This window comes from Nitrospira sp., assembly GCA_030653545.1.
GTDB lineage: Bacteria > Nitrospirota > Nitrospiria > Nitrospirales > Nitrospiraceae > Nitrospira_D.
In genome coordinates, this window is the sequence record JAURZE010000023.1 from 1 (window position 1) to 24,722 (window position 24,722).

Sequence of the window (24,722 nt, forward strand, 5' to 3'; positions counted from 1 at the left end):
GCCCACTGCGCCAGTTGCTGGCGTTCGGGATCAGTCAGCTGCAGGGACGGGGCAATGCGCATAGGCCAGTCCTCCTCTTGGGGAGGAGTATACCCGTACGGTATAATAAGTAAAGCTATTTATGTATCACTACACTAGGAAGACGCGCACATGGAAACGTTCTGGTATGCGATCGTGACGATGATGTTGGCGATGTACATCGTCCTCGACGGGTTCGATTTCGGCGTGGGCATTCTCTACCCGTTCATCGCGAAGACTGAGATCGAACGACGCACCGTGCTGGCTTCGATCGGACCGGTCTGGAAGGGCAATGAAGTGTGGCTGGTCGTCAGTGGAGGCCTCCTCTTCTTCGCCTTTCCCAAAGCCTATGCCGCAGGGTTCAGCGGGTTCTATCTGGCATTGACCATGGTGTTGTGGCTCTTAATCATTCGGGGGCTCGCACTTGGACTGCGATCCTACCTGGACCATCCACTGTGGCGGCAGTTCTGGGACAGAGCTTTTTCCGGTGCGAGCCTCCTGCTGGCAATAGTATTCGGCGCCGCCCTAGGCAACCTGATTCGCGGCGTGCCGTTGAATCCGAATGGCTACTTCTTCGTCGCCCTCTGGACAGATTTCACCCCGGGTCCCGATCCCGGCACCTTGGACTGGTTCACCCTGCTCATGGGACTGGCAAGCGCCGCGATCCTGACCCTGCATGGCGCCAATTATCTTGCGATGAAAACGGAGGGAGATCTTCATGCGCGGGCAGCCGCTTCGGCAAAACGGGCCGGCTGGCTCGCACTCGGGCTCACCGGCATCGCGATGTTCGCGATCCCGCTTGTCCAGCCGGCCCTCCGGCTTAACTACACAACCCATCCGACCGGCTATCTCTTCACCGCAATCGGCCTCTTGGCCTTGATCGGCACCATGGTGCTCCGCAAACGACAGCATGACGTCGCCGCCTTCGCCACCTCCAGTCTGTTCATCGTCGCCACGCTTGGGGCTGTCGCCTGGGGCTGCTATCCCAATATTTTGATCGCCACGACACACCCGGAACACAGTCTCACCGTCTTCAACGCGAGTGCCGGCACGTACGGCCTCCGGATCGGCCTCTGGTGGTTTCTCTGTGGATTCGCACTCGCCATGACCTATCAGATCTATGTCCATCGCGCGTTTGGAGGCAAAGTCCGGCTCGCTCCTGACGGCTCGCCGACGGAATAGGAGAGCTCGCCCGTTGAGTGAGAAACAACTCTCATCGAGGCGAGGGCTCGGCAGAATGTCACCACCTCAGCCAGCGTCGCAGCAGCGAGTGGATCGTCGGCGTGAGACGTGTGCGGTTGTAGGCATCGGCCGCTTTCTTGATCGCTTCGGCCTGGGTCGGATAGGCGTGAATGACCCGGGCAAGAGTACCCAGACCGACCCCCGCGACCATCGCCAGGGTCAGTTCGTTGATCATCTCGCCCGCATGACGGGCGACGACCGTGGCGCCGAGAATCCGGTCCGTCCCCTCCTTGACGTGGATCTTCACAAAGCCTGCCTCTTCATCGTCGGCGATCGCGCGATCCACGTCGTGCATGGGGATGGTGAACGTCTTCACGGGGATGTCCCGCTCGCGCGCCTCGCGCACATAGAGGCCGACATGAGCGATCTCGGGGTCGGTATAGGTGCACCAGGGAATGGTCAGGGAACTCAGGCGCTGGCGGCCGAGGAACAGCGCGTTCCGCACCACGATGCGTGCCGACGCATCCGCGGTATGGGTGAACTTGTGCTCCAAGCAGACATCGCCGGCAGCATAAATGCGCCGATTGCTGGTCTGTAGGAAATCGTCGACTCGAATCCCGGCCAGATTGTCGTACTCGACGCCGGCGGCTTCCAGATTCAACCCCTCGACATTCGGCACCCGGCCCGTGCCGGTGAGAATAGCATCGACCGCGACAGTGCTTTTGTAGTCGTCGCTCTCCAGATCCACAAGCTTCTGCCCCTGTTCCACGCGCACGTTGACCGCCTTCGTGTTGAGCCGTACGTCGATGCCATCGCGCGAAAACGCATCCGAAAGGATCTGCGCGGCATCGCGTTCTTCTTTAGGCAGGAAGAGCGGCCGCTTCTGCGCGATGATGGTCTGCGCGCCGAAGCGGCAGAAGGCCTGCGCCAGTTCGCAGCCGAGCGGGCCGCCCCCGATCACCAACAGGCGGCGCGGTAGCTCGGTGAGGTCGAAAATATTCTCGTTGGTCAGAAAGCCGGCCTCGACAAGGCCCGGGATAACCGGCGTATCCGGCCGCGCGCCGGTTGCGATCAGCGCTTTTTTGAAGCGGAGTCTCGCGCCCTCCACCGTCAGCGCATCGGTATCGGTGAAGCGGGCCTGCCCGAAGAACACATCCACGCCGGCCGCGAGCAGCCTCTGGACCGAGTCCGTACGGCTAATGCGGGCGCGAATCCAGCGCATACGCTCCATCACGGCGAGAAACTCGACACGAATATCGGCCGGAGTCTGCGCGCCATATTGCTCGGCATTGCGCATCTCGGCGTACAGACGCGACGTGCGGATCAGCGCTTTCGACGGCACGCAGCCGACATTCAGGCAGTCACCGCCGAACAGGTGGCGTTCGATCAAGGCCACCTTCGCGCCCAATGCCGCTGCGGCATGCGCCGCCACCAGCCCCGCCGTACCGGCGCCGATAACCACCAGGCTATAGCGGTCGGCCGGCTGCGGATTGCGCCAGCCATCGGGACGCACCTGTGCGAGCCGCTCACGCTCGTATCTGTCCTGCGGGGCGGTCGAGGAGAAGTCGCTCTGCTGCGTCATCGTGGTGATCCTCTGAAAAAAATTCCTGCTAGAGCCAGCCGCCGCGGAATCCGGCGCGCCGCAAGCCGGCGCCAACCGAGGGACAGTCCCGCATCAGCCGCCAGATCAGTTCGGTGCGATGGTTCTCGATCATCATCACCACGATCCCCTGGTCCAGCCCGAAGTGGCCGGCCGATACCCAGGCGCTCCGGTCGGCGCGGGCCAGCGTCGGATTGAAACTGCTCGCATACTGGCGGTCCGACAACATCTCAGGATAGCGTTGCAACATCTGGCGCGCGGCGGACCAGGCGGCCTCCGGTGCGAACGGCAGCGAGGCCAGCGCCGCCCATCCGGCGAGCGTGCCGTCATCGGGCCCGTACGGCACACCACGGGCGGCATACCCGAACAGGCGGCGACGCTCGTTAGCCAGTTCGGGCAGCTGATGGGTCGGGCCATCGCAGGCGGTCAGGCCCCAGCACTGTTCGTCATACCCGGAGAATCCCTGCGGGTTGCGCCGCGCATACTCGCGCTGCACTTCGGTCGCGCGGCGGCTGTTCTCAAAATAGTCGCTGCGCTTCTCGCGCATGAAGCGATCCCGGATGCCGCGAAAGTCGATCCAGGCATGGGAGAACTGATGCACGAACAGCGGCCCGGCATAGAGCACATCGTACCCGTACAGATTCTCCCACTGATAGGTCGCGGTCCAGGCGTGATAGCAGTCCGGCTCGATCGGGTACGTCGGTGAGCCGAGTGCGAGCACATACAGCACAATGGCCTCGCTGTAGCCATCCCAGCAGTAATGCAGGAAGCCGCTTTCCGGTTTCCACCCATGATTGATCGTCTTTCCGTCATGCTGCGCCCAACGCCAGTCCACGCGGCGGTACAGCGCATCGACGAGCCGGCGCAGTTCGCTTTCGTCCGCGCTGTTTCCCATGAAATACCGGCCCGCAGTCAGCATACCGGCGATCAACAGCGCCGTATCGATCATCGACAGCTCCGAACGCCAGACACGGGCACCGGTCTGCATATCCAGGAAGTGGTAGTAGAACCCCTTGAACCCGGTCGCCTCAGAGCTGCCGCTCTGATCGCTGTCGTGAAAAAATCGGAGAACGGAGAGGCTGCGGTGGAGCGCATCGGCCCGCGTCATCCAGCCTCGCTCCACCGCCACAGGATAAGACGAGAGGGCGAACCCGACGACAGCAATGCTGCACGGCGACTGCCCACGCGAAGTGTCGGCGATCAGCCCGTTGGCCGGATTCATCGTCTGCAGGAAGTAGCCGAATGCAGCGCGTTGAAGCTGGTCAAGCATCGGTTCGTCTCTCGATGGTGCGCTGCTCACGCGACACCGCCCGCGTCGGACGGCTCTGGAACAAACGTCAGCGTGACCGCCACGACCGCATGCGGAGGGAGGTCGACATCGAAGCGGATTGTGCCCGCCTCGTAGAACAGGTCCAGCGGCTCCTTCACGAGACGAGAGGCCTCTTCAAGCTGCTCCACCTGCGAGTGGCTCGGATACTCTGGCTTGCCCATCTCCCGCCATCGCCGCCGCGGGTTCGCATGGTCCTCGTCGATCCGTTCGATCGAGGCCGTAAGCGGGACGGAGGCATCTGTGAGACGGATCTCCACATGCTGGGTCACGATCGCATGGCGCGGCTGGGCATGGTTGGTGAGGAGCACCGTGATCGTCCGACCGTTGCGAACGACCCAGGCATCGACCGTCTCATGCGTGCCCTCGACCGGGAGCCGCTCGCTGCCGAGCCGATGTAAGAGCTGAAAAGTGCGGTAGACCGGCTTCGGGACTCCATAGAGATTGAGCAGACCGAACCCGCCATGGAACGGAATTGAGGGAAAGGCCTCCTCATCGAAGATGTCCGTGAAGGTCCAGAAGCTGTAGCCGTCCACGAAGGGATCGGTCTCCAGCGCGCACTTGGCGGCATAGGCGGCAGCGAAGGGCCCGTCGCGATACGGATTCCTCTGGTTCGAGGAGATATTCCATTCCGTGAAGTAGACAGGCCGATCGCGCGCATGGTCACGCACGAACCTCGCCCGATCGCGCAGGAGATCGCGCGGGCTGTTGGCGAGTAGCTCCTCCGTATCCGCCCCCTCGAAGCCAAGGGGATCGGTCGGGTAAATGTGCGTGCTGATGAAATCCACCGGAAGGCGATGCTGCTCGCAGTAGTCGAGCAACTCGTCGATCCACGCCGTCATGGCCGTCGCCGGACCGCCGATCCGGAGCGAGCCATCGATCCCCTTGATGGCCTGTGCCGTGTGGCGATAGAGCGTGAAGTAGTCGTCCTGCGTCCCCGTCCAGAACATCGGAAGGTTAGGCTCGTTCCAGACTTCGAAAAACCACTGGCGCACCTCGGCGATGCCATAGCGCTCGACCCAGTGGCCGACCAGCCTGCGGATAAGTCCGGCCCAGGCCTCATAGTCCGCGGGCGGAGTGACGTTGCTGCGATACTGGAACACGGTCTGCCGACCGGAGGCCAATATGTCCGGCATGAATCCCAATTCGACGAAGGGTCGCATGCCGATCGAGAGAAGAAAATCCCAGATGCGGTCTGCGTTGAAGAACGAGTAGAGCGGCTCTTTCTGGTGAGAAACCAGCGTACCCATCTCGTCCGCAAGAAGGGCGTGGAAGCGGACATGGCGAAAGCCAAGCTCGTCGTGGCAGCGTCTGAGCTGCGCCTGCCAATCCGCGCGTAGTGCGACGAGCGCGCGGCCACTCCCGACGGTATGTTCCCAGGCATGCTTCAGCGGAGCCGACGGCGCCGACAGACGGGACATGAAGGCCACGGTCATGACGGTCGCCTCCTCGCCGGCGGGAGCGCCAGATCTCAAGGATGTTTCGACAACCTGCGATGCACGAGCGTCACTGCTCCCCAGGTTTCCGAGTATAGCATTACACTACGGCAGGATCGCACGACAGTTCAGCAGACGGCGGAGCGCGGGAGCGACGGACGTAGAATCAGCCCCGAGTCAGCAGTAGAATATTGCCATGTTCATAATGGTCGTCATGCTCGTGACTATCGGAGCGATATGGCCTGGCGCGCTGCTCACAGCTGAGATGCCGGCACCCCAAGCACCCGATGTGAACGAGCGTGTGAACCAAGCGCTGGGTCCGGAGGGCGGAGTGCAGGTCTATATGGATCCTGACGGGAATGTAGAAACTATTCTCGATCCCCCGGGTGGCGAGCCTCATAGCACAGTGCAGCCGCCGCAAAGTCCGTCGATGAACCTCGGTCCTCCTCTTCAACTGAACCGCCCTCCATTCCAACTACCTCAATCCGTGACTCCTACTTACCCACCCGCTCAAAGTTTTCCACAAAAAGCTCGCTAGAACTAAGAGCCGATCTGGGAATTGGATGCGATGGGCGAGGCCTTCCCCACGTGATAGATGAAATGTGAGATGTATAGCACCGCCTACGGGCGGCTTCGCTAGCAAATAAAGAAATGACTGGCGGCGAATCGGAGAGAAACGGCCTGATTCCTCTTCAAGATCTCATCTGCTATGGAACAAGATCCTCACGCATGCGTCAGGATCAATTTCCGACGGGTGAAGAAGAAGCAAAGGGCTCGGCCGGCTTCGACCTTGAACTCGAAGAACGGAGAAGCAGGGACATTCTACTTTTTCAGGCCACCTTGGCACACGGCTGCCTGAGGGAAGAGGCGGTAGGAGTGAGGAGCGATGGAGGAGCCGGACCATCACGCGCTGGAAAATTCAGAATGTCCCAATTACTTTGTCTTTTCCGGGAAACGTATTTCGTGAAATGCTTTTGATATGGAATGTGATACGAGCGGCCTGCAACGAAACGACCTCAGAAGCAGCTATTCAGGCCGAAGTGGCCCCCCTGCAGGAACCTCTGAAAAGGAGGCGCGAACGCGCAAACCACAGACCGTCCAGCATCATGATCGCGTCCTGCTCGTCGCCTTTAGTCGGTCCAGCTTAATACCAGCATTTGTATGCGATCTGCCCTGCGTCATGCTATTCAGTAAGAACCAAATCTTGTTGATTGGGGATAGGAATGGGAAACCATATTGCACGTCAACTCCTGATCGGGCTTGATGCTATGGAGTGGAATCTCGTCGAGAGATGGGCAGCCGAGGGAAAGCTTCCGACTTTTCAACGATTGCTCAAAGAAGGCCTACACGGAGAATTGAGGACAACTTCCGCGCAGTTGCCTGACACCGTCTGGGCGTCGATTTGTACCGGAACGAATCCCGGCAAGCTTGAGAAGTACTTCTATGCCCAGTACGACCCTCGTTCCGGAAACCTTAGAAACGTTCCTGATGATGCTATCCATGGAGTCCCCTTCTGGGAGTATCTGAGTGAATCCGGTAAGAGGGTCAGTATCGTTGACGTTCCCAAGTTTCCTTTGAGCCGACGGATCAACGGGTTACATCTCACCAACTGGGGCGCGCATGCCACGAAGACGGCACGTGCCTCATCTCCCGAATCTTTGCTTGGCGACATCGATGGATTATTCGGACGTCATCCCGTTGGAGATTGCGACGCGGTCGATGAAAAGCCTCAGGCCTTATACGACCTACGACGGCGAACTCTAGCGGGGCTGCGATTGCATGGCGAGCTGTTCCGCTGGCTGATGGAGAAAGAACCGTGGGATATTTTCTTCGCGGGGTTTTCGGCGCCGCATTGCATCGGCCATCACTTCTGGCATTACATGGACCCGGACCATCCCCGCCATGACCCCTTAGATCCTCATAAGCTGAACGATACCATCGAAGTGACATACCGTGCGCTGGACAACGAGATCGCAAAGATGCTCACGCTGGCGGGAGACAATGTCCAGTGTCTCATAGTAGCGGGACACGGAATGGGGCCCATGTATCATGCGTCCTGGCACCTGAATGAAATATTGGATTTACTGGGCTATGGTCAGGCTTCTAAGAGGGGATTAACTACCCAGAAGATTCGGGAAGCGCATGTGAATCCTTGGCGATTGTTAAAGATGATCCTGCCCGGCAAGGTGCAATACGCCATCAAGGCGGTACTACCTCAGCGCCTGCAGGATGAGCTTATTTTTAGATGGTATGCAGGCGAACGCAATTGGGCGGGTCGCCGGGCTATTGCAGTGCCCAACAACGACTCTGTGGGTGCTATCCGCATCAATGTTGTAGGCCGGGACAAGCACGGCGTCGTACAGCCTGGCGAGGAATATGAGCGCGTATGCCGTGAGATCTCGGATGCATTGTATGAAATACGCGATCCTCAGAGCGGCCGGAAGGTGGTCAAGCATGTCACCTTCACGCATCAGAAGTTTCAAGGACCTTACCTGGATCAGCTCCCCGACCTGACCGTGTTATGGGACCAATCTTTCCCTTGGGATTCGGTTCAATCCGTCCGCTTAGGCACGTTGCATCTTCGACGACAGGATGCGAGAAGCGGTAGTCATTCGCCTCATGGCTTTCTTGTGATGCACGGGCTGGGAGTGCCTGCAGGCCGTGCGGTCTACGGACACTCAATATACGACATTGCTCCGACTGTGCTTCAGCTGGCAGGCATACCGATTCCCCGTCATATGGACGGAAAACCTCTCGATCTGTGCCACTGAAAACAAAGGGGGTCGGGAGTCTTTTCCTGCCTGCTCGAACACACCGTGGGGTCAGGCATGAGTATTGACTTCCCGGCGCCGCGTCTCCTGCAATCGACATGACCATCAGCACGCGACGACGCCCCTCATTATTATCTCCCACCTAAACACCCGCGAGATCGTGGCAGCACGCTTCCCTACTCCCGCTCCCGTTTATCGGCCACCTTGCAGACAGCTCACATTTTGCATATACATAACTGACTTCGAATGGGAACACGAAGAAAGAAGCCGGAAACATTCTCGTCATTGTGTACACGCTCAGGAGTCACGGCCATGAAAAAACTATCCGCCTCATCAGTGCGCGAGCGGCGAACCGAAAAGAAAAAAAACGCTACCAAGAAGCGACCGATTGATTATTCGGACATCCCTCCGCTGTCCGACCGGCAACTTGCCTCTCTGCGTCGAGTGGGACGACCTCCATTGGGAGCGGAACGGCGGCAACTCATTGCCATCCGACTCGACCCCACGGTGCTTCGATGGGTGAAATCTCTCGCAGCCGAGCGGGGGGTCCCCTATCAATCCCTCATCAATGACTTGCTGGCGGGAGAGATGCAGAAGGCAAGCTAGACTCACCGCCTCCTCCAAACTCACCGCGAAAATGATGGAATGGAAGCGCGCCTCCACGAAGGCCGCCTGACTTCTTGCTCTGGAGAAATTCCCTTCCCCTATGGAATTTCTCCAGAACCCTTCCCCATTCAAGCGCCGACCATCATTCGCCAATCGAATCAACTTGTCAGCGTAAGCATATGTTTCAACAGGACTTAACATCGCTTCGCACATCCCCTCACTCCCCGGCATAGTCCCTGCGATACCGCTCCCTATAATGGTGCCGCACTCTTCCATTCTCTTGATCGACGACAGCCCCGGCGAGTGTGAACTGTTTCACCTGGCGCTGGTTCAGACCGGGTTGGATGTCACGCTCTATACGGAGCAGGATGCCGGGTCAGCGTTTCAGTTCCTGAACAACCATACTGACTTGCCCGCTTTAATTCTGCTCGACTGGCACCTCGGCAAGCAGCGGGGCGATACGCTTCTAAAACGGCTGCGGGCAGACTCCCGCCTTGCCGCCATCCCCGTCGTCGTCTTTACCACCTCCGACGATGCGTCCGACCTCTCTCTCGCCTATGCCAGCGGCGCGAACGGCTATGTCGTGAAACCGGGGACCTTCGCCGAACTCATTCAATGCACGAGTGCTATCTGCCGATACTGGCTGGAACGGAATCGCGTGCCTCATATGGTAGGAACCCCATGCTGACCAAAGCTGCGCTGAAGAACCCCTACGCCGTCTTCGCCGTCTGCATGATCGCCCTGATCCTTGGCGCCGTGTCCTACAAGAAGATGCGCGTGGACATCTTCCCGGAAATCAAAATCCCCTCCATCCTCGTCACCACCTTCTACCGGGGCTTGAGCCCCGGCGAGATGGAGGGCGCCATCACCCTCCGCATGGAACAGCGCTTCGTCGAAGCGAGCTACGTCGAGCACATCGAGTCCCAGTCGCTCGCGGGGATGAGCTACATCAAGGTCTTCTTCCAGCCCGAATACAGTATCGACTCGGCACAATCGGAACTGACCAGCCTGGCCTATAGCATCATCCGGCTGCTGCCGCCCGGCGTCTATCCGCCCTCGGTCTATAAGTTCGGCGTGTCCAGCTTACCGGTGGGACTGCTCTCCGTGAGCAGCGATACGCTCGGCCCCAAAGAGATCCGCGATCTGGCCTACTTCACCGTGCGCCAGCAGATCGCCAACATCCCCGGCATTTCCTTCGGCCCGCCGCTCGGCGGCAAAGTCCGGCAGATCACCGTGTTCATGGATCAGCAGCGCATGCTGGCGCGCGGCGTCTCGCCCTCCGACGTGGTGAAGGCGATCAATGCGCAAAGCGCGATTATTCCGGCGGGCAACGTCAAGCTGGGCGATCTGGACTATTACGTCTACTCCAACAGCCTGATCGACGTGGTGGACCAGATCAACGACATCCCCATCAAGGTGGTGAACGGCACGCCGATTCTCGTCCGGGATATCGGCACGGCGTCGGACAGCTCCGCGATTCAAACGTCGATCGTGCGGGTCAACGGCCGCGAGGCGACATATCTCCCGATCACCAGACAGGAAGGCGCCAATACGCTGGAAGTGACCGACGGGATTCGCGCGAAGCTGTCGAAACTCACGGAAATTCCTGCGAACACCTCGGTGAAATTCATCTACGATCAATCGCTCTATATCCGCCAGGCCATCGCCAATTTGCAGAAGGAAGGGTTGCTCGGCGCCGGCTTGGCCGGCCTCATGATCTTCCTCTTCCTGCGCAGCATCAAAGCGGCGCTCGTCGTCGGCCTGGCCATTCCCCTTTCGCTGACGGCCGCTTTGGTCGCGCTCTATCTGACCGGCCAATCGGTGAACATCATGACGCTGGGCGGATTGGCCCTGGTCATCGGGACGTTGCTGGACAACAACATCGTCGTGCAGGAAAATCTCCATCGCCATTTGCTCATGGGCAAGAGCGGCCGCGCGGCGGCCGAAGACAGCGCCGTCGAACTGACACTGCCCATTCTTGTGGCCACGATCTGCATTCTGATCGTCTATCTGCCGATCGTCTTCTTCTCCGGAATCATCAAGTATCTCTTCGTGCCGCTGGCCATGACCGTGGCGTTTGCCATGCTGGCGGACTATGCCGTCTCCATGACCGTGACGCCGGTGGTGCTGGCGCGGCTCTATCAGCATGGGCATGGCAACGGGTCGCAGGAAGAAGAAGACGCCAAAGACTGGTTTCGCTTCGTGCTGGCGCTCTATGAACCGGTCCTCCGCGCCGGCGTCCGTTTCAAAGCCCTGGTAATGCTCCTGGCGCTGCTCGCGCTGATCGGCACCGGCGCATTGTTGCTCCCGCAACTCCATACCGAGTTCTTTCCCCGAGTCGACGCGGGCAATTTCACGATGACCGTCAGCGCGCCGGAAGGCTCGCGCATCGAGAAGACCACGGCGATCGTGGCCGAGCTCGAAAAACTCGTACAGGACACCATCCCCAAGCAGGACCTGGAAGAAGTGGTCTCCAACACCGGTCTCTACTTCGGCGATGCCGCCCGCTTCGCGCCCAACACCGGCAACCATACCGCCTTTATCCTGGTCAATCTTGTCACCGGGCATGAAGGCCGTACCGACGACTACATCGCCACCCTGCGCACGAAAGTCCGCCAGGCGCTCCCCGGTGTGGAAGTGAGCTTTTCAACCGGCGGCATCATCAGCGACGTGCTGAACTTCGGCCTGCGCGCGCCGATCGACATTCAAGTCAAAGGCCCCCGGCTGGATCTGATTCGCCCGGTCGCCGAACAGATCCGCGATAAGGTCGCGCAGGTGGCCAATACCAGCGACGTGCGCATCAAGCAGGGCAAGAGCTATCCGGAACTGCACGTGAACGTGGACCGGACGAAAGCCGCCTACTACGGCATCACCCAGGACCGCGTGATCGTGGATGTCATCACCGGCATCAGTTCGAATATCGCCTTGAGCCCCAATTACTGGCTCGATCCCAAAACCGCCAACGGCTATTTCCTCCTCGCGCAATATCCCGAACAGTCGCTCACGAAGACGGAAGATCTCCTGAACATCCCAATCATCGGCGCGCGGACCCCGCTGAACCCCACGTCGTCGCTGACCACCGCCGGCAGCGGCGGGTCGATTGTCGCGCTGCAAAACACGCCGTTCGCCGGACGCAACCTGGATCTTTCGAACGGCTTCTACGCATCGGACGACCGGCGCGGCCCGCCGGTGCTGCTGCGCGACGTGGCCTCGCTGGAGATGAAGACCGGGCCGGACAGCGTGGACCACTACGACCTGTCCCGCCTGATCAACGTGCTCGTCACGCCGGTAGGCAACGATCTGGGCCACGTCGCCGCGGATATCGAACGGGTGCTCGCCACCGTGCCACTGCCGAAAGATGTCACGATCGCCATCAAGGGCGAGGTCGCCAACATGCGCAGCGCCTTCAGCAACTTCGCGCTGGCCCTGCCGCTGGCCGTGCTGCTGATCTATCTGGTGATGGTCGGGCTGTTCCGCTCGATGATCGATCCGCTGATCATCCTGATCGCCGTGCCGCTCGGCTGGATCGGCACCGTCCTCATGCTGCACCTGACCAATACCTCCGTGAACGTGGAGTCGATGATCGGCACCCTGATGATGATGGGCATCGTCGTCTCCAACAGTATTCTCCTGGTCGATTTTGCCAACCGCATGGTGGCATCCGGCGCTTCCGCCGAACAAGCCGTGCTGGAAGCGGGCAAGCGGCGCATCCGGCCGATTCTCATGACGGCGCTCGCGACGATTCTCGGTCTGCTGCCACTCGCCCTCGGATTCGGCGAAGGCAATGAAACGATGGTCCCGCTGGCTCGCGCCGTCGTCGGCGGCCTGGCTGTGTCCACCGTGATGACGTTATTGGTCGTGCCGGTGTTGCATGCGCTGGTGCTGGGGCGACGCGTTCCCGCCGGCGCCGCTCCTGAACCGGCTGTGATGGAAGAGGATATCTAAGATGATGCTGAACCGGACGGTCTGCTGCATGGCCCTGTTGCTCTCGACGCTCTTCGGCTGCCAGCGGGATGAACCGCCGCAGAAGGCGGCCTCCAACGGCACCGCCGAGAACGGCGCCCCGGTCGTGACCGATACCCAGCCGGTGGATGTGCAGGTGACGAAACCGGTCAGGCAGCCGCTGATCTATACGATCACTCTGCCGGCCAATATCAGCCCGCGCTATCAAACTACGCTCTACGCCAAAGTCTCCGGTTATCTGAAGTGGATCGGTCCGGACAAGGGCGATCACGTGAAGAAGAACCAGGTCGTCGCGATCATCGATGCGCCCGAAGTGGAAGAGCAGTACCAGCAGGCAGTGGCCGATTACAAGATCAAGAAGATCACCTTCGAACGCTTGGACAAGGTGCTGCACGAATCGCCGGATGTCATCGCGAAGCAGGATGTCGATGTGGCCGAAGCGACCTACGAAGGCGCGAAGAATCTCATGCAGCAGCGAGCCGCCATGCGCGAGTATACGAAGGTGCGCGCGCCCTACGACGGCATCGTCACCGCGCGCTTCGCCGATCCCGGCGCGTTGATCCAGATCGCGACATCGTCCGCGACCAATGCGATTCCCCTCTTCACCGTCATGGATCTGGATACGGTGCGGGTCTATGCCAACGTGCCGCAGGACGAATCCTCCTGGATCACGCCCGGCAAGACCAAGGCGAGAGTGCTCTTGAAGGAACTGCCGGATCGCTCCTTCGCCGGCATGATCACCCGCTCCACGCTCGCGCTCGATCCTTCCACCAGGAGCTTGCTGGTGGAACTTGACCTGCCCAATCCCGACCATGTCTTGCGGCCCGGCACCTACGCCGAACTGGCCTTGGACCTGCGCGAGATTCCCGATGCGCTGGCCCTGCCGCCGCAAGCCGTGACCAGCGGCCAGAAGGGCAAATCCGTGTTTATCATCGCTCACGGCAAGGCGAAGTCCGTTCCAGTGCAGACCGGCATCACGAACGGGACGTGGATCGAGATCACCAACGGGCTCGACGGCTCTGAAGACGTCGTGGTAGTCGGCAAGCGGAAACTTCTGGAAGGCTCTCCCGTGCAGGCCGCCCCGTTCAAAATGCCGGACGCCAAACCCTCACAGCAGAAATTCGACCGGCGCTCGGCAGGCCAGCCGCCCTCGCCGACGCCATACGAAGGAGCCAAGCCATGATGACCATTCGATCGACTACGCTGTTACTCTCCATGTTCTTGGTGATCCCTGGGCTGGCGACAGCGCAACCAACCGGTTCAACCGACGCGACCGCCAAGGGCCGCTTTCTCGGTCTGCAGCAGGCGATTGAAACCGGCTTGCAGAACCATCCGATCGTGCAGGAGGCCAACGCCGGTCTCGCCGCCTCCAGCGCGAGGACGGATCAGACCAAGTCGCTCTACTATCCGCAAGTCTTTGCGAACGCCGACGGCACAGCCGGGGCCGGGCGCCTCAATCCCCGCTTCCTGGTCGGCGGCGGCCTGCTTCAACCCAACTTGAGCAACTACACCGCCGGCGTGCTGGCCAGCCAGCGAATCTACGATTTCGGTTTCACGAAGAATCTGGTGGAGTCGTCCCAGTACGGCGAGCGGGCGCAGGAACAGGACGTCAACGCCCGGCGCGCGCTCGTGATCGTCTCCATTCAACGCAGCTATTTGAACAGTCTCAAACGCCAGAGGCTTGTCCACATCGCGGAAGAAACGGTGCGGGAACGCGGGATCATTACCGGCCAGATCGAGACGCTCTATCGCCAGCAGCTCAAGTCCAAACTGGATCTGGACCTGGTCAAAGTGGAGCTGGTCAATGCGGAATCGCTGCTCGTCCGCAGCCGGAATGATTTGAAGTCCAGTTTCGCCGACCTCAATCGCACGATGGGCATCGCCGGATCGGAGGATTACACGCTGGAAGACGTCACCACCGATGTGAAAATTCCGCGCGCGCTGGGCGATCTGATCGTCGAGAGTCTAGGCCACCCGGAGCTGAAGCGAGCCAAAGAACAGACTGCATCGGCCGAGGCGAAGAAACGGGCCATGAAGAGCCAATACCTGCCGACGGTCTCCGCTATTGCGAGCGGCGGCTACTACGACACCTTCGATCCCAACCGTAATGTGGCGACCGGGGGCTGGTGGGCGGCGGGCGGAATGGTCTCCATGCCGCTCTTTACCGGCGGGCTCATCGAAAATCAGGTGAAGGAAGCGGCGGCGCAACAGGCGGCAGCCCAGGCCCAGAGCAGCAATATCGAACAAGCCCTCACGCAACAGGTCACGAATGCCTACCTCGACACGGTGACGTTTGCGCAGCAAATCAAACTGGCGGAGGAATTGGTCAAGACGGCGCAGGAAGCCTTAAGTCTCGCCAAGCAACGATACAAACTCGGTCTCGGCACGATTGTGGAAGTGACGCAGTCGGAGGTGGGGCTCACCACGGCGCAAACCAAACTGGCCGAGGCGCAGTACGATTACAAAATCGCCGAAGTGACACTGGCCTACGCCGCCGGCGGCAGCGCGCAGTTGCAAATCGACCCCACGATTCGATAGCAGGCTGGTGAAAAGGCCCGCCGGTCAGATCAGTTCTCCGGCTGATTGCCGGAGGTCGTGGAAGACACCGCCGGCGGAGGCGGCAGTTTGCTGAGGTCGATGACCACTTCGTCCGCCCCGTTGGCCAGAACGCCGTCGATCCAACTGCTCTGCGTGCGTCGCATCGCTTCGTGCGGCTGGAAGAATAAATCAAACCCCTTCGCCGCCGTCGGCCGCATCGGATAGCGCCGGTCGTAAATCATGCCGTAGGTGGGAATCCCGTAGACGATCTGCCAGTTTCCCAATATCAGATGCAGTTCCGTGCCCTTCATGTACAGGCCGCCCGACGTGACGATACGCTTGGTCGAGGCTTGCGGCTCGCTCAGATAGAAGGTCACCCGCTCGTTGGGCTTGGCCTGCGCCAGCGCCTCCGCCAGTTGCGCCGACAGGAGCGCAATCTCCTGATCCTGAAACGCCGCCTGAAACGGCGCGTCTCCCGCAATCCACTTCTGCAACCAGATCCGATGCTCCTGAATGACCAGCCCTTGCAAGAGGGGCCGCAGCACGTCCGGCCCCAGCGCCGCCGGATGGTTGTTGTGGCTCGGCGGCCACTCCACGAGATAGCCGCGATCCTCTTCCAGCCGCACATAGTTCACGGGATCTTCATAAATCGTCCGTGACGGCACCTGCGGAATCGCACAGCCGGCCAGGAGCAGTAGTCCTGAGAATTGAGCACTGAGTGCTGAGTAGAGGACAAGCCTCGATATCCAGATTCGCTTCTGCTTACTTCCTGACTCAGCACTCATAACTCAACACCCAGCACTTCAATCCGCGATCGTGACGGTCATCTCGACGCGTTCGAGGGGATTGTCGTTCCCGTCGCGTTTCATGCTGACGACTTTATCCGCCACGTCCATGCCGGTCACGACTTCGGCAAACACCGTGTACTGCCAGTCCAGGAAATTGGCGTCCGCCACGCAGATGAAGAATTGCGAGCCGGCGCTGTCCGGATCGTTCGAGCGGGCCATCGAGACGATGCCGCGCTTATGCGGCTTGCTGTTGAACTCCGCCTTCACTTTATGGCCGGGGCCGCCCATGCCGTGCATCGACCGGTCGGGATTCTTGCTGTTGGGATCGCCGCCCTGAATCATGAATCCGGGAATCACTCGGTGGAAGGTGGTCCCGTTATAGAAGCCCTTCTTCGCGAGATCCGTAAAGTTCTTCACATGGCCCGGCGCCACGTCGGGGAAAAATTTCAACACGATCTCGCCCAACGCCTGCCCCTTGCTCGCCACGCTGATCGTCGCCTTCGTCGCACTGCCTGCGTCTGCCATATCCTGATCCTTTCATTGGTTATCGAAAACGAAATGGCGGCGGGGCCAACCCCGCATCCAATCCCTGGTTCACTGCCACCCAGCTCTGTCCATCGTCGCTGCGAAACACCCCGGAACTGGTCCCGACATACAGCGGCCCCGTCCCGCCGCCGGTCATCACTTGAATCGAGAGGTTCGTCAGCCCTTTGTTCAGCGGCGTCCACTGCCGCCCCTTGTCGATCGTTTTGAAGATGCCGTTGCCCGTGGCCACGATCAGGCCTTCGTCGATGATCACGATGCCGCGAATGGAGTCGTTGGGCAGGGCGCGGCTGATCGCCTTCCAGCTGGACCCGCCGTCTCCGCTGCGAAACACCCCGCCGTCGAAGGTGCCCGCATAGATCCCCTGCTCCCGGTCGATGGCCAGGACCCGGATGAAGTTCTCGATCATCCCCTCATGGTCTTTGAGACCCTGTTGCATACGGACCCATCCGGCGGCGTTCTGCTTGAACCGGAGAATGCCCTTGCCCGAGGTGCCCGCGAAGAGCGTGCCGTCGGTCGACCGCACCAGCGCATGAACCAGCACATCGTCCAACCCGGTAGTCACGATCGTCCATTTATCGCCGGCCGCGTTCAAACGATAGGCTCCGCCCGACGTCCCGGCATAGAGCCCTTCGTTGGTCACCAGCAACGACTTGATCTCCAGCCGCTTCAAGCCGTCGTTGATCGACTGCCAGGACTTGCCCTCGTCTTTGGACCGGAACACGCCGCCGCGGAACGTCCCGGCATAGACCGCTCCGTCCCGCCCGGTCGCCATTGTCAGAATGAAGGGATCGTTGACGCCGGCGCCGACGCCCGTCCAGGTGCTCCCCCGGTCGCTGCTGCGGAAAATGCCGTTCCCGAAGGAGCCGGCATAGATCGTATCTTTTCCGGAGAGTGTCAGCGCCTGCACACTCGCAATGGTCTGCCCGAACGGGCCGTCCGGCCCGAATGCGTCACCGCCCTGGATTTGCCCGTGCGGGGACGGCATGTCCAGCGGCGGAGCCGGCGGCTCCGCCCCCCATGCGACCGTCGCCAACGTGCAGTACAACAGACTCAGCGATGCGCCACGCATGAGACGCAACATGAATAACCGACACTCATACCGCATTCTTATTCCCATCTCTGGCACCCTCGCTCATCACGTCTTCACACTAGCGATATGTGCCGAACGCAGGCTGTTCAGAAAGGCCGTTCAGCAAGGCCGCAGCGAGCGCAGAGGCGAGGCGTACGCGGGGCGGTACGTTGAGCCTCGGCGCGAAGCGAGAACGCCGCTGGCGGACTTTCTCAACGGCCTGCTAGCGCATCCGCGTGCCCGCGGTCCCGATCGGCAAATCCGGATCCAACGGAAGATCGATGCCGCCGTTGCCGTCTTTGCCGCGCCCGAACATCCAGGCGCCCAGGATCCCGATTTCATATAACACCATCATCGGCACCGCCATCAAGAGCATGGTAAAGAGCGTCGCATCCGGGGTGACAATGGCCGAAATGATCAAGGCCGCCATGATCGCGTGCTTGCGATACTGCGCCAACTGCTTGGCCGTGACGACACCGGCGAGCGCCAGCAAGGTGAGCGCCAGCGGCAATTCGAACGCACAGCCGAAAATCAGCAGGAACTTCACGTTGAAATCGATATAGGTCCCCACGCTCAATTGCGGCGTAATGTCCCGATCCATACCGAAGCTGACGAAGAAGTCGATGACCAGCGGCAGGATGACCAGGTTACAAAAGATCAACCCCAGGATGAACAAGCCCCCGGCCAGCAGGAACAGCGGAATCGCCCAGCGCTGTTCTTTCTGCAGCAACGCCGGCTCGACGAACTTCCAGAACTGATAGAAGATCACCGGAAGGCTGACGATCACCGCGGACAGAAAGGACACTTTAATGGAGGCAAACAGCGCTTCAGTCGGGCCGTAAAATACCAACTGATTGGGAAAGGGCCGGTTCAGCCAGGCGACCATATCGGCGGAAAACGAAAAAGTGGCGATGAGCGCGACCAGCAGGGTGGCCCCGATAATGATCAATCGCCGCTTGACGGTACTAATATGAGCGGCAAGCGGGTTGATAAACTGAGCCATGATGTGTGGGCACCCGGCCGCCGGACCGACCGGCGACCGGGCCATTCCTTAGCGCGCGGCTTGGACCGTTCCTTGTTCGCGATATTGACGGATCAACTCCGCCATCTTGTCTTTCATGGCGAGCTTTTCTTTTTGTAAATGCTTCTTCACGACTTCTTCCTGGGGCGTCAGCACATGGCGCCGTTGCAATTCGTTCAGCTCGCCGTCGAGCCGGTGATGGGTTTCCTCCAACGATTTGAACTCACGGCTGGTCTGTCGAAGCTGGTCCGCGAGTCCCTGTTCAGTCTGCATGCCACACCTCCTGGTCGGGTTAGTGAGCGGGAACTGAGCCTCCCTCGTTGACGGGCGCAGACCTGCGCCCGGAGCCGGCGGGGATCACAATCGGCTCCATCTCCATGAGCACCGCATCTTCGACTGGATTGGAATAGTATGCGGGACGGATCGACACCTGCGTAAATCCGAAGCGCCGGTAGAGTGCGAGTGCGGCATGATTGGACGCCCGAACCTCGAGTACGGCGCGGGTGGCTGCCTGGGTAAACCCAGTGTGCAAGGCGACATCCACTAGGGCCGCGCCAATTCCACGACGACGCATCTCTTCTGCTACGGCAAGATTCATCAGGCGCACTTCTTCAAACACGATCCAAAAACACAGGGAACCGACGATCGCTCCACCCGTTGTCGCTGTCTTCGCTGCGTCACGCGCCACCAGAAAGTGTGCAAACTGGTTGCCGGTCAGTTCAGCTTCCAACATTTTGCGCGTCCAGGGGGCCGAGAAGCAAGCTTCTTCCAGACGCAACAAATCAGGCAAATCGGCCAACGTGGCTGGCATGATCTGGATCGCGTTATCCATGCGATTTTCCCGACGAGCGGGGCTGGCGTGCCGCTCTGGCAGCAGTTTTGGTGGCCACACGGGCCTGCCGACGAGCCACCGGCGAGACACCGCCGGACTGTTCGTAACGGATTTCTGCCTCCGTCCGCTGGACATACAACGGCGCCACATGATCGCCGGCAATCTCACCCCGGCGTAGCCGTTCGATTCCGGCCTGGCCAACAGTGACGGCCGAGGGCCTCACCGGGTCTCCGGGGGCCGGAATAAGTGTGACATCCGGGCCGAGGGCCGCTCGAATAGCCGGCTCCATTATCGTCCACCCCTCCCCGAGCATGGTGGTGGCACCAGGAAGCGTCTGGGCCAGTGCCTGCGGGGAACCGACATGTTCTGAAATGAGACGCTCCAGACCATCGGCGCCCCAACGAAACACCGCCCAATAGATTTCATCTTTGCGGCTGGGGAGCACGGGGCAGATCGGTCCGGATATGCCTCTGAGCGACCAGGCCATGGCTTCCAACGTCGGGACCAAGACCAGCGGGAGATCGGTGGCCGCCCGCAAACCCAGCAACGTCGCCGTTCCCACCCGCAGACCGGTAAATGAGCCCGGTCCGATGGAGCACGCCAGCCCGTCCAAGTGCTTGAGGGTGAGCCCGGATTTGGCGAGGAGCCGGGTGATCGTCGGCAGCAAGAGCGTGCCATGCGCACCGGTCGCCTCCTGATCTTCCCGCGCCAGAACTCTGTCATCGTCAAGGAGCGCGATGCTCTGCCAGGAGGTCGCCGTTTCGACAGCCAGGACTTTCATGACGCCGGCTCCGGCGGTGACGGCTGGCGCGAGATACGCCCGAGCTCTTCGCTCTTCAATTCCTGATTGGAAATGATTTCATGGAACGTGACCTGCACGCTGCCCTGCCCCCGCCCGTCTTCCAGAGAAATCTTAAAGGGACGCAACAGGCGAGAATCGGGATTGCCGTTGGCCGGGATCGCTGTTTCCCCGATTGAGCGAAAATCCTCATACTGGATGGAGGCATCCACTTCACCGGCGCCGTTCAACCGCTCCTCCTGCACGACCAACAAGGTACGGCGATCAAACCACATTCGCCGGAGCAGGGGCCGATCGGGCGAGGCCGCACCGGAGCGCGGGCCAAACACATCCAGTCGATACCGTGTCCCCTCCTCGACCAGTTTCGTCGTCTCGTCTTTCCCGATGGCGCTGGTGCCTAACACGCCGCCCATGGCCCACACGCTGAGCTCGAACGGCCGGGCCAACTTACCCATCTCGCTCATGTCGGACTGGCGGCCGCTCAACACCCGCCCCATCGTCGGCAATCGCAGCATGTACAGTTCATCGGCCTGGACAAATTCAAACAGCTCGCCGCCGATCGGCGTAAATCCGCGCAACCGCATACTGTTCGGACGGCGATAGTAGACGGCGCCTTCGACGCGGGTAGAAATCGGAATCAAACCGCCGCGGACCTTCGCGCTGAAGAGGCCCTTCATGGTCCGAATCGCCGTTTCGCGTTGACGCAGCAGAGCAGCCAGCTCCTCGGCTGTCGCCTGCTTCAGCCCCACCGCCTCTTCCGGCGCCGGCGTTGTCGTACAGCCGGCGACAAGGAGACAGAGAAGCATGACAAGTGAGGCATGACGAGTGACACGGATCAATGGCATGACAGAGAAATAACGCTCCAGGATGCTCAAAAAGTTCGTCCAGCAAGGCCGCAGCGAGTGAAGGGCCGAGGCGTACCCTCTGGGGTACGTTGAGGATCTGAACGAGGCGAGAACGATGCTGGCGGACTTTTTCAGCATCCTGCTAAGCAAACACGACATCGAGCGCCTCTCCCACTTCGGTAATCCCGATCAACTCAATCCCATCGATCGGATCGACCTTGGCCAGGTTCCGTTCCGGCAACAGACAGCGCTTGAATCCCATCTTCGCCGCTTCCCGTATCCGCAACTCCGCCTGGCTCACAGCCCGGACTTCTCCGCCAAGGCCGACTTCTCCCAATACCAATAAACCCGGCTCAATGGCCACTTCACGGAGACTGGAGGTGACGGCGGCGACAATCCCGAGATCGATCGCCGGCTCATCGATGTGCATGCCGCCGACGACGTTCACATAGACATCCTGTCCGGAGAGATGCATCCCCAACCGTTTTTCCATCACCGCGAGCAAGAGCGAAACCCGGCTCAACTCCACGCCGTTGGCCACGCGTTTCGGCATGGCATAGCTGGTCGACGACACCAAGGCTTGCAGCTCGACCAGAATCGGCCTGGTTCCTTCCAGACTCGACACCACGACTGAGCCGGTACTGTGCTGCGGCCGCTCGGCCAGAAACAATTCGGACGGGTTGGCCACTTCTTCAAGGCCGCCATCCTTCATTTCAAAGACGCCGATCTCATTGGTCGAGCCGAAGCGATTTTTAACCGCACGGAGAATCCGATAGCTATGGCCTTTATCGCCTTCGAAATAGAGCACCGTATCGACGATGTGCTCCAGCAACCGGGGGCCGGCGATCGCTCCTTCTTTCGTCACATGGCCGATGATAAAGACCGGCACGCCGGCCCGCTTCGCGAACGACATGAGCTGTCCGGCGACTTCCTGCACCTGGCTGATGCTGCCGGGGGCCGAGGTAATCTGCTCCGTAAAGACCGTTTGAATAGAATCGACGACGAGCGCGGCCGGCTGAATCTCCTGCACCGCTTTGAGAATCTGCTCCAGCGAGGTTTCCGCCAGGATCAAGAGGTTCGGATGTTCGATGCCCAGCCGCTGCCCGCGCATCTTGATCTGGCGGGGCGACTCCTCACCGGACACATAGAGAACCGGCGCTTCCTTCGAGGCCAACCGCGGTAAGGCCTGCAGCAACAGCGTGGTCTTGCCGATGCCGGGATCGCCGCCGATCAGAATGACCGCGCCGGGAATCACGCCGCCGCCCAGGACGCGGTCGAACTCGCTGATCCGCGTGAGCCGGCGGTCTTCCCCCACCACTTCGATCTCGGCGATCGGCGTCGCCTTGGCCTGCGCCATCTTCATGGCCACCGGGCGCCCCTTGCCGATCGGCGCCTGCCGCTCTTCTTTCATCGTATTCCAGCCGCCGCAATCGGGACAGCGCCCGATCCACCGCGGCGACTGATGCCCGCAGGACTGGCAGGAAAAGCTGGTCTTCGCACGCATTCAGTGAAGCCTCAAGAGGATAGAAATCTGGCGAGTATAGTAAAGGAGAGAAGCGGTGAATGGAAGATACAAGGGCTGCACAGCCCGTGCACGCGTCTTAGCGCGGATTCGGCTTGTCTGTCGTGTTTGATTTCAGCCGCACGCGCCAATCCCTGGGTTCCTGATGCAGGTGTGCGACCGCGATAATGATGATCTCGACGCTTGTCGGCTCATAGATCAAGCCATAGGGAAACCGCTGCATCTGACAACGGCGAATGACGCCACCCAACGAGTGCCATGCCATCGGGAAATCGTTGATACGCCGGATGGTCTCCCAGGCCTCATCACGAAACTCATTCCCCAGCTGAATGCGTTGCGCGTTGTAGTACCGGACCGCCTCAACTAGCTCGTGATGCGCCGGAGGCAGGAATCTGATCTTCAAATTTTTCTACCAAGATCCGCGAAGACCCGCTCCGCATCAATCGCCCCAAGCTCGCCGGCATGGTACGCAGCCAAGCGATTCTCAGCTTCCTTGAGCCACATCGCATCAAGCGCGGGATTGGGCTGGTCGAGACTGGCAATCAGGCCTTCCACTAACGCCGCGCGGTCATTGGACGGAAGTTCAAGGGCCTGATGCAGAAGGGCTTTTGCTGATTGGGGCATAACCACCTCCATAAGCGTCACTCGAAACTGTACCAGCGATGCTCTATGAAATCTACCGCCCAGTCTCTCTACTGCATGAGCGGTTGAAGAAACTTTCCTAGCGGTCTGCGAAGTGCTTTATTAGGGAAGGATATATCTGGACATGTTGGTTTCTTCCCGCATATCTCACATGACCACCCGCGAAAATTCAGAATGTCCCCGTTTTTTTCACCTTGGACGGGAGTTCAAGGGCCTGGTGCAAAGTGGCTGCTACTGATTGAGGCATACCCACCTCCATAATGGCCACCTGAAGCTGCACCAGCGATGGGCTATGAAACCTACTGCTCAGCCGCCGCCCGCACGACAGCATGGAGGAACTTTTCCTGGCGGTCTGCCGAAGCGCCTTGTTAGGGAAGGAGACATATGTATGTGCTAGCTTCTTCCCGCAAATCTCGCATAATCACTCGCAAACTCTCAAAATATCTCCGCTTATTTCCCTTCGAGCAGGATTGACTATGAAGCCTTCACGCCAGATACCCTCAAGCTCGAACGGCGTAACTCCCGAAAAAGCGACCGCACAGGAGGCGTGCCCCTCAACTGCAATGCCGGCAAGGCCCGCGACGAGAGCCTGCAACTCATCATGTGAAAGATCTCCCGCGTCTTCGACAGAGATTGGAAGCAAGCGGCTTAGTTCCGCGAGCTTTGCCTGCACGGTACCAACAGGCGTGTTCGCTTTGCCGGGCAACGGCTTGAGACCGAGAGAGCGCCAAGCAGACGTTGGGAACGACTCAAGCGCGAAGCGGCTGGAGGAAGAGAGCGCCAACTCATCGAGCAACCTTGACCAGCCAAGGCTCGCAAGCTGATCGAACAAATCGACTGCAAAGGCAGTGAACGGGGCATAGTTGGAAGGCTTGGTGAAGCAGGGCAAACCGGTTTTACCCTGTGTAGAGAGCTGTCGTTCGCAGATGCGCGAATGCAGCAGCCCGTTATCGGGTGCCTTCCATGCTTGCGGTCCGTCTATAAAAATGAGGCGTGCACCCAGCTGCTCGGCAAGAGCAACAATAGTCTTTGCAAGCGCGCAGGCCTCGGGCCTACCGGTCAGGCCGAGCGCGGGAAGGCGAATGGGAGCGGCTTCGATTTGACTCTTGGCGATGCGCAAGGAGCACACGCCTATGTCCACGTAGCTTTTGTGTGCGAGGTCAATCGACAGGACGCTCAACTACCGCCCCTCCTGCTGCTGCCCAACAAAAATTAGA

The 24,722-nt window shown here is 60.1% G+C and carries 22 protein-coding genes; 7 read left to right on the top strand and 15 right to left on the bottom strand.

Annotation, left to right across the window (positions count from 1 at the left end; all coding sequences use genetic code 11):
* The first annotated feature begins 150 nt into the window (after positions 1-150).
* Entirely contained in the window at positions 151-1,200 is a 1,050-nt protein-coding gene (cydB, locus tag Q7U39_09655; GenBank protein MDO9118211.1) for a cytochrome d ubiquinol oxidase subunit II, read from the top strand.
* A 58-nt stretch (positions 1,201-1,258) separates the two neighbouring features.
* On the opposite strand, the gene Q7U39_09660 is transcribed toward cydB, so the two are convergent.
* The 3 genes from Q7U39_09660 to Q7U39_09670 are packed head-to-tail and all read right to left on the bottom strand — an operon-like array spanning position 1,259 to position 5,563.
* A complete protein-coding gene (locus tag Q7U39_09660) occupies positions 1,259-2,782 on the bottom strand; it encodes a mercuric reductase (protein ID MDO9118212.1) in 1,524 nt (507 codons plus the stop codon).
* 28 nt (positions 2,783-2,810) lie between these two features.
* On the bottom strand, positions 2,811-4,070 hold the full coding sequence (locus tag Q7U39_09665) for a glucoamylase family protein (protein MDO9118213.1): 1,260 nt from the start codon (positions 4,068-4,070) through the stop codon (positions 2,811-2,813).
* A gap of 26 nt (positions 4,071-4,096) precedes the next feature.
* Complete coding sequence (locus tag Q7U39_09670) at positions 4,097-5,563, bottom strand: hypothetical protein (GenBank protein MDO9118214.1); 1,467 nt, start codon at positions 5,561-5,563, stop codon at positions 4,097-4,099.
* Positions 5,564-6,786: 1,223 nt separating this feature from the next.
* Between Q7U39_09670 and Q7U39_09675 the strand changes: the two genes are divergently transcribed.
* The 6 genes from Q7U39_09675 (at position 6,787) to Q7U39_09700 (ending at position 15,441) form a co-directional block, all read left to right on the top strand.
* Positions 6,787-8,334: an alkaline phosphatase family protein gene (locus tag Q7U39_09675; GenBank protein MDO9118215.1), complete on the top strand. Its 1,548-nt coding sequence runs from the start codon at positions 6,787-6,789 to the stop codon at positions 8,332-8,334.
* A gap of 312 nt (positions 8,335-8,646) precedes the next feature.
* Positions 8,647-8,940, top strand: coding sequence for a BrnA antitoxin family protein (locus Q7U39_09680; protein ID MDO9118216.1), 294 nt, complete (start codon positions 8,647-8,649; stop codon positions 8,938-8,940).
* A 256-nt stretch (positions 8,941-9,196) separates the two neighbouring features.
* A complete protein-coding gene (locus Q7U39_09685; protein MDO9118217.1) occupies positions 9,197-9,628 on the top strand; it encodes a response regulator in 432 nt (143 codons plus the stop codon).
* Positions 9,622-12,885 carry an efflux RND transporter permease subunit gene (locus Q7U39_09690; protein ID MDO9118218.1) on the top strand — a complete coding sequence of 1,088 codons (3,264 nt, stop codon included), beginning with the start codon at positions 9,622-9,624 and terminating at the stop codon, positions 12,883-12,885. The genes Q7U39_09685 and Q7U39_09690 overlap by 7 nt, the downstream gene beginning before the upstream one ends.
* Before the next feature lies 1 nt (position 12,886).
* The gene (locus tag Q7U39_09695) at positions 12,887-14,086 is read left to right on the top strand and encodes an efflux RND transporter periplasmic adaptor subunit (protein ID MDO9118219.1); all 1,200 of its coding nucleotides are present in this window, start codon (positions 12,887-12,889) and stop codon (positions 14,084-14,086) included.
* Entirely contained in the window at positions 14,083-15,441 is a 1,359-nt protein-coding gene (locus tag Q7U39_09700; protein ID MDO9118220.1) for a TolC family protein, read from the top strand. Before Q7U39_09695 ends, Q7U39_09700 begins: the two co-directional genes overlap by 4 nt.
* Positions 15,442-15,470: 29 nt before the next feature.
* Here the strand turns inward: Q7U39_09700 and Q7U39_09705 are convergent, their stop codons facing one another.
* From Q7U39_09705 to Q7U39_09760, 12 genes are all read right to left on the bottom strand, one after another.
* The gene (locus Q7U39_09705) at positions 15,471-16,226 is read right to left on the bottom strand and encodes a hypothetical protein (protein MDO9118221.1); all 756 of its coding nucleotides are present in this window, start codon (positions 16,224-16,226) and stop codon (positions 15,471-15,473) included.
* An 18-nt stretch (positions 16,227-16,244) separates the two neighbouring features.
* Positions 16,245-16,754: a peptidylprolyl isomerase gene (locus tag Q7U39_09710; GenBank protein MDO9118222.1), complete on the bottom strand. Its 510-nt coding sequence runs from the start codon at positions 16,752-16,754 to the stop codon at positions 16,245-16,247.
* A 19-nt stretch (positions 16,755-16,773) separates the two neighbouring features.
* Positions 16,774-17,856 carry a hypothetical protein gene (locus tag Q7U39_09715; GenBank protein ID MDO9118223.1) on the bottom strand — a complete coding sequence of 361 codons (1,083 nt, stop codon included), beginning with the start codon at positions 17,854-17,856 and terminating at the stop codon, positions 16,774-16,776.
* Positions 17,857-18,067: 211 nt separating this feature from the next.
* Positions 18,068-18,847, bottom strand: coding sequence for a twin-arginine translocase subunit TatC (gene tatC / locus Q7U39_09720; protein ID MDO9118224.1), 780 nt, complete (start codon positions 18,845-18,847; stop codon positions 18,068-18,070).
* Between the two features lie 48 nt (positions 18,848-18,895).
* Positions 18,896-19,138: a YdcH family protein gene (locus Q7U39_09725; protein ID MDO9118225.1), complete on the bottom strand. Its 243-nt coding sequence runs from the start codon at positions 19,136-19,138 to the stop codon at positions 18,896-18,898.
* A gap of 19 nt (positions 19,139-19,157) precedes the next feature.
* On the bottom strand, positions 19,158-19,697 hold the full coding sequence (rimI, locus tag Q7U39_09730; GenBank protein MDO9118226.1) for a ribosomal protein S18-alanine N-acetyltransferase: 540 nt from the start codon (positions 19,695-19,697) through the stop codon (positions 19,158-19,160).
* The gene (gene tsaB, locus Q7U39_09735) at positions 19,690-20,478 is read right to left on the bottom strand and encodes a tRNA (adenosine(37)-N6)-threonylcarbamoyltransferase complex dimerization subunit type 1 TsaB (protein MDO9118227.1); all 789 of its coding nucleotides are present in this window, start codon (positions 20,476-20,478) and stop codon (positions 19,690-19,692) included. The genes rimI and tsaB overlap by 8 nt, the downstream gene beginning before the upstream one ends.
* On the bottom strand, positions 20,475-21,302 hold the full coding sequence (locus tag Q7U39_09740; protein MDO9118228.1) for a hypothetical protein: 828 nt from the start codon (positions 21,300-21,302) through the stop codon (positions 20,475-20,477). The genes tsaB and Q7U39_09740 overlap by 4 nt, the downstream gene beginning before the upstream one ends.
* Positions 21,303-21,483: 181 nt before the next feature.
* Positions 21,484-22,845, bottom strand: coding sequence for a DNA repair protein RadA (radA, locus tag Q7U39_09745; protein MDO9118229.1), 1,362 nt, complete (start codon positions 22,843-22,845; stop codon positions 21,484-21,486).
* A 97-nt stretch (positions 22,846-22,942) separates the two neighbouring features.
* A complete protein-coding gene (locus Q7U39_09750; GenBank protein MDO9118230.1) occupies positions 22,943-23,266 on the bottom strand; it encodes a type II toxin-antitoxin system RelE/ParE family toxin in 324 nt (107 codons plus the stop codon).
* Entirely contained in the window at positions 23,263-23,487 is a 225-nt protein-coding gene (locus tag Q7U39_09755; GenBank protein ID MDO9118231.1) for an addiction module protein, read from the bottom strand. Before Q7U39_09755 ends, Q7U39_09750 begins: the two co-directional genes overlap by 4 nt.
* Positions 23,488-23,926: 439 nt before the next feature.
* Positions 23,927-24,685 (bottom strand): DUF429 domain-containing protein, encoded by a 759-nt coding sequence (locus Q7U39_09760; GenBank protein MDO9118232.1) that lies wholly within the window; start codon positions 24,683-24,685, stop codon positions 23,927-23,929.
* Between the last annotated feature and the right edge of the window lie 37 nt (positions 24,686-24,722).